This is a genomic window from Streptomyces sp. PA03-1a, from assembly GCF_033792805.1.
Taxonomy (GTDB): Bacteria; Actinomycetota; Actinomycetes; order Streptomycetales; family Streptomycetaceae; genus Actinacidiphila.
Map to the genome: position 1 here is coordinate 1 of NZ_JARAVO010000309.1, position 9465 is coordinate 9465.

Here is a 9465-nt window from a genome sequence, read left to right on the forward strand (position 1 = left end):
CCCGTGGGCGGGGTCCGCGAGGCCAGCCAGGTGCTGAAGGCGCCCCTCATCTCCGCGGCGCTCCGCGGGCGCAGGGCGGGGTTCTTCGACAGGGCGGACAGCACGATCGCGTCGAGCTCGGGCGGCACCAGCGGGTTGCGCGCGGAGGGCGGCGCCGGTGCCTGGTGGACGTGGGCGTACATCACCGACAGCGGGGTGGCCCCGGCGAAGGGCACGGTGCCGGTGAGGAGTTCGGTGAGCATGCAGGCGACCGCGTACAGGTCGCTGCGGGCGTCCACGGCGTCGCCGGCGCACTGCTCGGGGGCCATGTAGCCGGGGGTGCCGATGGCGGAGCCGGTGCCCGTGATGCGGGACAGCGAGTGGACGACCCGGGCGATGCCGAAGTCGGCGACCTTGACCGTGCCCCCGGTGGCGATCAGGACGTTGGAGGGTTTCACGTCGCGGTGGACGAGTCCGCGGGCGTGGGCGTGGGCGAGGGCGTCCAGGATCTCGCAGGTGATGCGGACGGCCCGCTCGATCTCCATCGGGGCCTGTGCACGGGCGAGTTCGGCGAGGGTGCGGCCCTCGATGTGCTCCATCACCAGGTACGGCACGACCGCGTCGTCCGTCGTCACCTCGTCCTGGTCGTGGACGGTGACGATGCCGGGGTGGTTGAGCCCGGCCGCCGCGCGTGCCTCGCGGGCGAAGCGGCGGCGCGCCTCGGGGTCGCGGGCCAGCTCCGGCAGGAGCGTCTTGACGGCCACGGTCCGGCCGAGCCGGGTGTCGTACGCCAGATGGACCCGGGCCATGCCGCCGGAGCCGAGCAGCGCCCGCAACTCGTACCGTCCCCCGAACATGCGACCCCCCGGCCCCGTCCGCGACGGGCGCGCGGACACTCCCCAACAGGGTAGTGGAAAGTGCCCTTTTCAGACGCCCGTGAGCGAGCGGCCGGAGCGGGGAGCGGTGCGGGAAAGCGCGTGGAGGGCGGCTCCGGACACTCCGCCGCCCTCCACGTCCCCCCTCACCCCTGGTCCGCCCCCCGGGGTCGACCCGGGTTCGTCAGTCCCGGGCGCTCTCGGCCGCCGGCCTGCGGCGGGTCTTGCGGATCACGAGGAATCCGGCGGCGAACAGCAGCACCGAACCGCCCGCGAGGTACGGGGTCATGGAGCTGCTGCCGGTCTCGGCGAGGTCGCCGGCGGCCGCGGGCGCGGCTTGCGGGGACTGGTCGGCGCGCGCGGACTCCGACGGCCCGGCCGACGCCGAGGGCTCCGCGGACTGCGAGGGCTGCTCGGACTCGCCGCCGGTCTGCGGCTCCTCGCCGCTGCCGGAGTCGTCGCCCCCGTTGTCCCCGTCGCCGTTGCCGCCGCCGTGGTGCCCGCCGCCGCCGTGCCCGCCGCGGCGGGGCGTCTCACAGGTGGCCCCGGCGAGGGTGACGGTGCCGTTCACCTCGGCGACGCCGAGCTTGAGCGGGTTGACCTCCACCGACAGTTCCAGGGCGGTGGCGGCGGCGCTGCGCGAGGTGACGGTCCTCTTGGCGAGGTCGAGGCGGACCTCGCCCACGCCGGGCACCTTCACCAGGGTCGTGCCGCCGGCCGACACCTTGACGCGCTTGCCGAGGACGACGACGTGGCCGGGCAGCTCGACGTCGGCGACCGGCTTGCGGCCGGCCACGCACGTGGCGCGGGCGGAGATCGCGTCGGCCTTGATGAGCCCGAGCAACGGCAGTCCGGGCAGGCTGACGCGCGCCTTGACGAGGTTGGCGTAGCCCTCCGCCTTGTGGCGGTCGGCGGTGGCCCTGGCGGTGGCGACGTCGGCGCGCAGGACGCTGAACGGCCTGCCGTGGTCGACCCCGTCGAGGGTGGCGGTGAGCGCGGTCTCGTCGGCGCTCGCCGGTGCGTGGACCTCGTTGAGCGTCAGGTTCAGCGGGACGTCCACGGACTTGCGGAGCAGTGAGACCTCCAGGCCGGTCCGCAGGACGACCGCACCGGCCTTGCCGGAGGAGCCGTGGGTCCCCCCGGTCGCGGCGGCCGGGGTCGCCGGCCCGAGGGCGAGGGCACCCGCCGCCAGCGCGACGGCGGCCCCCAGCGCGGCGGCGGGACGGCGCGCGGGCATGCTGAAGGGAGAGCTGGACAAAGTGGAAAACCCCCAAGTGGTCATGGAGTCGCCACGGCGCCGCTGAAGGGGACAGCGCGCTCGCCGGGCGACCTCGACCCCGTAATGATTTACGTACGGAGAGTGAACCGGCGCCCGCCTGGGCCCGGTTCACTCCAAAGGGTGGTTTTCGCCTCCGTATTCGAAACCTGCGGCACATGCGTTCCCGCGCGTCACACCTGCGATCGCGCGTATTCGAGCACCTTGGCGAAGTCCACCGCGCCGGGGTCCCCGTGGGAGTTGTGGCACAGCAGGCCGCCGGCCACATAGGTGCGCGTCGAGGTCGACAGCGAGGCGATCGGCTGCTCCCCCAGGTGCTCGACCGCGAGCACCTCCGCCTCGGCGGTGACCTCGGCGACGGCGGCGCCCTCCCACGCCCCCGCGGGGGTGCCCTGCCGGTCGGCGACCGCGACGATCCGGTGCTTGAACGGGGTGAGTTCACGGCTGGTCACCCATGCGTCGCCGTGCGGCAGCCGCACCAGCCACGGATGGTCGGCCGTCGCGACGACCTCGCCCCGCGCCGTGGTCACCCGGAACGCGTCCTTGCGCGCCGGGTCGTTACGGGTCACCACCCCGCGGCGGAGCCGGCGTCGCCCCTGCCCGCCCGCGGTGTCCGCGGTGTCCGCAGCGCCCTGCGCCTCCTCCTCGTCGAAGCACGCGACCTCGTCACCGACGGCCAGTTCGGCCGCCCGGGCCCAGCTCAGGTCGGCGCGGAGCACGGGGGTGTCCGGGTGCACGCAGTTCTCCGGCACGTGCTGGTGGCCGCAGACGCCGCGGAAGACGTTCCACTCCCGTCCGGTCATCCGCTGGCCGCCCGCGTTCCCGTACGAGCGGGGGTAGGGCAGCCAGAGCTTCGGCCCCTTCAGCGGCACACCGTGGTGGGTGTGCATCCAGGCGAGGAACTCGGCGAGTTCGCGCAGCGCCCACTGCGGCGCCTTGGGCCAGTAGACGTGCCGGTTGGCGGCGCCCCAGTCCTCGTGCCGCTCGGGATCGCAGGTGCCCACCAGCTCCACCTGGCACACGTTGAGGGTGTTGGTCTCCACCCCGCCGGGCCGGTTGACCAGGGCGCGCGAGGAGATGTCGATGTCGAAGTGCTGGTACCAGACCAGCTTCTCGTCCTCGAAGTCCGGTTTCGCCGTCAGGTTGGGCGCGCTGCCGCCGCCCCCGTACGTCGGCACGCTGCGGCCCTCGGTGGTGTGCAGCACGACGGCGTTGACCTCCATCGCGTCGCCGCCGTAGTCGTCCTGGTACCAGTACCTGCGCGAGGCCCCCGGGTACTTCTGCGGTCCCTGCCTGGTCATCGTGCTCCCCGTCCCGTTGCGGTGTCGGCCGGTACGACCGATCGCAGCACGACAGAAGAGGACGGATCGACTTTTCCCGTACAGGATCACCCGAATCGGTGCTCCGGGATCATTCCGGGCGCATCGGTGGCCACGCTCCGCTTCCGTGGCGCCGCCGCGCCCGCCGGGTCACCCCACCACGCGACCGCGCAGCACGATGCGCCGGGGCGCGGCCAGGACGCGGACGTCGGCGCGCGGGTCGTCCGGGTAGACGACCAGGTCGGCGGAGGCGCCCTCGGTGAGGCCGTCGCGGCCGAGCCACTCGCGGGCGGACCAGGTGGCGGCCGAGAGCGCGTCGAGGGCGGGCAGACCGGCGGTGACGAGCTCCGCGACCTCGTCGGCGACGAGCCCGTGGGCCAGGGAGCCGCCGGCGTCGGTGCCGGCGAAGATCCGGATGCCCGCGTCGTGGGCGGCGCGGACGGTGTCGTAGCGGCGCTCGTGCAGCCGGCGCATGTGGTCGGCCCAGCGCGGGAACTTGGCCTGGCCGCCGTCCGCGAGACCGGGGAAGGTCGCGATGTTGACCAGGGTGGGGACGATGGCCACCTGGTGCTCGGCGAAGAGCGGGATGGTGTCCTGCGTGAGCCCGGTGGCGTGCTCGACGCAGTCGATCCCCGCCTCGACCAGGTCCCGCAGGGAGTCCTCGGCGAAGCAGTGGGCGGTGACGCGGGCGCCCTCCTCGTGGGCGGCGGCGATGGCGGCCTCGACGGCGCCGCGCGGCCAGCAGGCGGACAGGTCGCCGGTGTCCCGGTCGATCCAGTCGCCGACCAGCTTGACCCAGCCGTCGCCGCGCCGGGCCTCCCCGCGGACGTAGGAGACCAGGTCCTCGGGCTCGATCTCCCACGCGTAGTTGCGGATGTAGCGGCGGGTGCGGGCGATGTGCCGGCCGGCCCGGATGATCCGCGGCAGGTCCTCGCGGTCGTCGATCCAGCGCGTGTCGGAGGGCGAACCGGCGTCGCGGAGCAGCAGGGTGCCCGTGTCGCGGTCGGTGAGCGCCTGCTTCTCGGAGGTGCCCGGGTCGACCGGGCCGTGCTGGTCGAGGCCGACGTGGCAGTGGGCGTCGACCAGGCCGGGCAGGACCCAGCCCTGCACGGTGGTGAGGTCGCGGAGGCCGGCGGGGCGCTCGTAGGTGACGCGCCCGCCGACCACCCACAACTCGTCCCGTACGTCCTGCGGCCCGGCCAGGATGCGGCCCTTGACGTGCAGTGCGTGCGTCCCCTCGCGATCAGCCATGTCTGCACTCTACGAGCCGCCGGATACCCTCGGGCCGTACACCCCCCGACGAAGGAAGCAGCGCTGCCGTGTCCCACCCCCTCCTCGACCTGCCCCCGCTGACCGCCGCGCGCTTCGCCGCGATCGAGCGGAGGGTCGCCGCGCTCCTGCACACCGGGCAGGACGTCGTGATCACGCAGGGCGAGGCCCTGCTGCCGCTGGAGGGCTGCATCCGCGGCGGGGCGCGGCCGGGCTCGACGGCGCTGAACGTGGTGACCGGACCGTACGGCCAGACCTTCGGCAACTGGCTGCGGGACGCGGGCGCCACCGTGGTCGACCTGGAGGTGCCCTTCCACGCCGCCGTGAGCGCGCGGGACGTCGCGCGGGCGCTGTCCGAGCACCCGGAGGTCGACTTCGTGTCGCTGGTGCACGCGGAGGCGGCCACCGGCAACACCAACCCGGTGGCGGAGATCGGCGAGGTGGTCCGGGCGCACGGCGCCCTGTTCATGGTCGACGCGGTCGCCTCGGTGGCGGCCGAGCCGCTGATGGTGGACGCGTGGGGCGTGGACCTGTGCGTGATCGGCGCCCAGAAAGCCATGGGAGGGCCCGCCGGGGTGTCGGCGGTGTCGGTGAGCGAGCGCGCGTGGCGGCGCCTGGCGGACAACCCGGCGGCGCCGCGCCGCTCGTACCTGTCCCTGCTGGACTGGAAGGAGCGCTGGATCGACGCCGGGCGCAGGGCGCTGCCGCACGCGCCCGCGCAGTTGGAGATGCTGGCGCTGGAGGCCTGCCTGGAGCGGATCGAGGAGGCCGGGCTCGACGCGGTGGTCGCCCGGCACCGCGCCGCCGCCGCGGCGACCCGGGCCGGTGCGGCGGCGCTGGCCGCCGCCGTCGAGCCGTACGTGTACCGGGACCAGGACGCCGCGCCGGTCGCGACGACGCTGCGGACCCTGGACGGCGTCGCCGCCGACGCCCTGGTCACCGGCGCCCTCGCGCTGGATCCGGGGCTTCCGCTGGTCGCCGGGGGCGGCGCGCTGGCCAAGGAGATGATCCGGGTCAACCACTACGGCCGGGACGCCGACCCGGCCGTGGTCGTCCGCACGCTGCGCGCGCTGGCCGGCGCGCTGGAGGCGGACCCCGGGCCGGCCGTGGCGGCTGCCGAGACCGCCTGGCGGGCCTGACCCCACCCCCACCCCCGAGGGGCCGCCCGGGCCGTTCGCGCCGGCCCGGGCGGCCCCTCGCCGTCGGCACCCGGAATTCCACGCGGCTTGCCCCAGGGAAATTCCGGGGAATTATCCAGGGAATCCGAAAGGATATTCAGCATTCAACTCCTGCCCCGGGATCGCGACTTCAAACGCCAAGATTTCATCAACGCGACGTGATGATTTTGAGGATGTGACCGAGCCCACAAGCTCACCTTTCCGCCCCGATATATCCGGGCAAAGCATTGCATACCGACGGCCTTCACGCGCCTGATATCAGCAGCACCAGCCCGCCACAAGGGCCGCGCGGAATGCAATTCCGAATTCCGCGCGCTACGTTCTTTCCGCATGACCGCCGCAAGGGAATTGCTGCTCGACACCCCGCGAATAGAGGACGGCGCCGCACTGTGGCGCATTGCCCGTGACTCCCGGACCCTGGACCTGAACTCCCCGTACAGCTACCTCCTGTGGTGCCGGGACTTCGCCGGCACCTCCGTGGTGGCGCGAGCGGAGCACGGCGAACCGATCGGCTTCGTGACCGGCTACGTCCGTCCGGAGCGCCCCCGCGCCCTCGTCGTCTGGCAGGTCGCCGTGGACGAGGCGCACCGCGGTCAGGGGCTCGCCGCCACCATGCTCGACGACCTCGCGCAGCGGGCCGCCGCGTCCGGTGTGCGCGAGGTCGAGACCACGATCACCCCGGACAACGAGGCCTCGCACCGCCTGTTCACGTCCTTCGGCGCCCGCCACGGAGCCCGCACCGAACGCGAGGTGCTCTTCGACGCTGCGCTGTTCCCCGACGGCCACCAGCCCGAAGTCCTGTACCGCATCGGGCCCCTCGTCTGACCCGGCCGTCCTCGCACGACTCCTCTCTCCCCCACAGAAGGAATGCACGGTGACCCTCACCCCGCCCGCCCTGTCCGTCTTCGAGACCCTCGAGTCCGAGGTCCGCAGCTACTGCCGCGGCTGGCCCGCCGTCTTCGACCGCGCGCAGGGCAGCCGGCTCTTCGACGAGGACGGCCACGACTACCTCGACTTCTTCTCCGGCGCCGGGGCCCTCAACTACGGCCACAACAACCCCGTGCTCAAGCGCGCCCTGCTGGACTACCTGGAGCGCGACGGCATCACGCACGGCCTCGACATGAGCACCACCGCCAAGCGCGCCTTCCTGGAACGCTTCCAGGACGTCGTGCTGCGCCCCCGCGGCATGGACCACAAGGTGATGTTCCCCGGCCCGACCGGCACCAACGCCGTGGAGGCGGCGCTGAAACTGGCCCGCAAGGTCAAGGGCCGGGAGTCGGTGGTGTCCTTCACCAACGCCTTCCACGGCATGTCGCTGGGCTCGCTCGCCGTCACCGGCAACTCGATGAAGCGGGCCGGCGCCGGCGTCCCCCTGGTGCACGGCACCCCGATGCCCTTCGACAACTACCTCGACGGCCGCGTCCCGGACTTCCTGTGGTTCGAACGGCTGCTGGAGGACCAGGGCTCCGGCCTCAACCAGCCCGCCGCCGTGATCGTCGAGACGATCCAGGGCGAGGGCGGCATCAACGTCGCCCGCCCCGAGTGGCTGCGCGGCCTGGCCGACCTGTGCGGGCGCCGCGACATGCTGCTGATCGTCGACGACATCCAGATGGGCTGCGGCCGCACCGGCCCGTTCTTCTCCTTCGAGGAGGCGGGCATCGTGCCGGACATCGTCACCCTCTCCAAGTCGATCGGCGGCTACGGCATGCCGATGTCGCTGACCCTCTTCCGCCCCGAGCTCGACATCTGGGAGCCGGGCGAGCACAACGGCACCTTCCGCGGCCACAACCCCGCCTTCGTCACCGCCACCGCCGCCCTCGACACCTACTGGGCGGACGGCGGGAGCATGGAGAAGCAGACGCTGGGGCGCGGTGAGCAGGCCGAGGCCGTCCTGCGGGAGATCTGCACCGAACATCCGCGCTCCGGCGCCCGGTACCGGGGCCGCGGCCTGGTGTGGGGCCTGGAGTTCACCGATCCCGGCCGGGCCTCGCGGGTGTGCGCCCGCGCCTTCGAACTGGGCCTGCTGCTGGAGACCTCCGGCCCCCGCGGCGAGGTCGTCAAGCTGCTGCCCGCCCTGACCATCACCCCCGAGGAGCTCGACGAGGGGCTGCGCACCCTCGCCCGCTCCGTCCGTGAGACCGCCTGACGAAAGGAACCGTCCGACCGTGATCGTGCGATCCCTGAAGGACATCGAGGGCACCGACCGCGATGTCACCGCCGAGACCGGGACCTGGCGCAGCAAGCGCATCGTCCTCGCCGACGACCGCGTGGGCTTCTCGCTGCACGAGACCGTGATGTACGCCGGGACCGAGACCTCCATGTGGTACGCCAACCACGTCGAGGCGGTGCTGTGCGTCGAGGGCGAGGGCGAGCTGACCGACGACGAGACCGGCGAGCGTCACGCGATCTCCCCCGGCACGCTCTACCTGCTCGACGGCCACGAACGGCACACCATGCGCCCCAGGACCGACCTGCGCTTCGTCTGCGTCTTCAACCCGCCCGTCACCGGGCGCGAGGTGCACGACGAGAACGGCGTCTACCCCCTGCTCACCGAGGGAGCGTGACCAGCGATGACCACCGTGACGACGACCGACCTCTACCCCACCCGTGGCACGGCCGAGGTGCTGACCCCGCGTCAGGACCCGGTCGTCTGGGGCGGACCCGGCACGTCCGGCCCGATCCAGCCGTCCGCGCTGCGTGACTTCGACCGCGACGGCTTCCTGCCCGTGGACGCGATCATCGGGCCCGAGGACGTGGCCCGTTACCGCGCCGAGCTGGAGCGGCTGTGCGCCGACCCGGCGGTGCGCGCGGACGAGCGGTCCATCGTCGAGGCGAAGTCCCAGGACATCCGCTCGGTCTTCGAGGTCCACAAGATCAGCCCGGTCTTCGCCGAACTGGTCCGCGACCCCCGCGTCGTCGGCCGCGCCCGGCAGATCCTCGGCTCGGACGTCTACGTCCACCAGAGCCGGATCAACGTCAAGCCGGGCTTCGGCGCCTCCGGCTTCTACTGGCACTCGGACTTCGAGACCTGGCACGCCGAGGACGGGCTGCCCCGCATGCGCACGGTCTCGGTCTCCATCGCGCTGACCGAGAACCACGCCACCAACGGCGGCCTGATGATCATGCCGGGCTCGCATCGGACGTTCCTGGGCTGCGCGGGCGCGACACCGGAGGACAACTACAAGAAGTCCCTCCAGATGCAGGATGCGGGCACGCCCTCCGACGCGGCCCTCACGGAACTGGCGGGCCGCCACGGGATCCGGCTCTTCACCGGGCCGCCCGGGTCCGCGGTGTGGTTCGACTGCAACGCCATGCACGGCTCGGGGGACAACATCACGCCGTACCCGCGCAGCAACGTCTTCATCGTCTTCAACAGCGTCGACAACGCGGCCGTCGACCCCTTCGCGGCGCCGGTCCGCCGCCCCGAGTTCATCGGAGCGCGCGACTTCACGCCTGTGCGGTAGCCCTCCGCGGGTGCGGGTTCTGCGTGCGGCGCCGCGTTTGTTGCTGTTGGGGTTTCTCCCCCGCCCGCCCTCCCCCAGCTCGGCGCTCGCGGCGCTGCCCCACAT

General features: G+C 72.9%; 9 protein-coding genes. 5 read left to right on the top strand and 4 right to left on the bottom strand.

Features of this window, described 5'->3' with window-relative positions:
• The 4 genes from PV341_RS40825 to PV341_RS40840 form a co-directional block, all read right to left on the bottom strand.
• The coding region (locus PV341_RS40825; RefSeq protein WP_500360474.1) for a protein kinase domain-containing protein at positions 1–836 on the bottom strand (836 nt) is incomplete at its 3' end.
• A 202-nt stretch (positions 837–1038) separates the two neighbouring features.
• Positions 1039–2091, bottom strand: coding sequence for an SCO1860 family LAETG-anchored protein (locus PV341_RS40830; protein WP_500360476.1), 1053 nt, complete (start codon positions 2089–2091; stop codon positions 1039–1041).
• A 212-nt stretch (positions 2092–2303) separates the two neighbouring features.
• On the bottom strand, positions 2304–3431 hold the full coding sequence (locus PV341_RS40835) for a Hint domain-containing protein (protein ID WP_500360477.1): 1128 nt from the start codon (positions 3429–3431) through the stop codon (positions 2304–2306).
• A gap of 168 nt (positions 3432–3599) precedes the next feature.
• Positions 3600–4700: an amidohydrolase family protein gene (locus PV341_RS40840; protein ID WP_500360479.1), complete on the bottom strand. Its 1101-nt coding sequence runs from the start codon at positions 4698–4700 to the stop codon at positions 3600–3602.
• Between the two features lie 68 nt (positions 4701–4768).
• Between PV341_RS40840 and PV341_RS40845 the strand changes: the two genes are divergently transcribed.
• The 5 genes from PV341_RS40845 (at position 4769) to thpD (ending at position 9360) form a co-directional block, all read left to right on the top strand.
• Positions 4769–5857 carry a pyridoxal-phosphate-dependent aminotransferase family protein gene (locus PV341_RS40845; protein ID WP_500360481.1) on the top strand — a complete coding sequence of 363 codons (1089 nt, stop codon included), beginning with the start codon at positions 4769–4771 and terminating at the stop codon, positions 5855–5857.
• A 369-nt stretch (positions 5858–6226) separates the two neighbouring features.
• Entirely contained in the window at positions 6227–6721 is a 495-nt protein-coding gene (gene ectA, locus PV341_RS40850; protein WP_500327314.1) for a diaminobutyrate acetyltransferase, read from the top strand.
• 49 nt (positions 6722–6770) lie between these two features.
• Positions 6771–8042, top strand: coding sequence for a diaminobutyrate--2-oxoglutarate transaminase (gene ectB, locus PV341_RS40855; protein ID WP_500360483.1), 1272 nt, complete (start codon positions 6771–6773; stop codon positions 8040–8042).
• A 19-nt stretch (positions 8043–8061) separates the two neighbouring features.
• Positions 8062–8460 carry an ectoine synthase gene (locus PV341_RS40860; RefSeq protein WP_499511170.1) on the top strand — a complete coding sequence of 133 codons (399 nt, stop codon included), beginning with the start codon at positions 8062–8064 and terminating at the stop codon, positions 8458–8460.
• Positions 8461–8466: 6 nt separating this feature from the next.
• Positions 8467–9360: an ectoine hydroxylase gene (gene thpD / locus PV341_RS40865; protein WP_500327311.1), complete on the top strand. Its 894-nt coding sequence runs from the start codon at positions 8467–8469 to the stop codon at positions 9358–9360.
• The last annotated feature ends 105 nt before the right edge of the window (positions 9361–9465 follow it).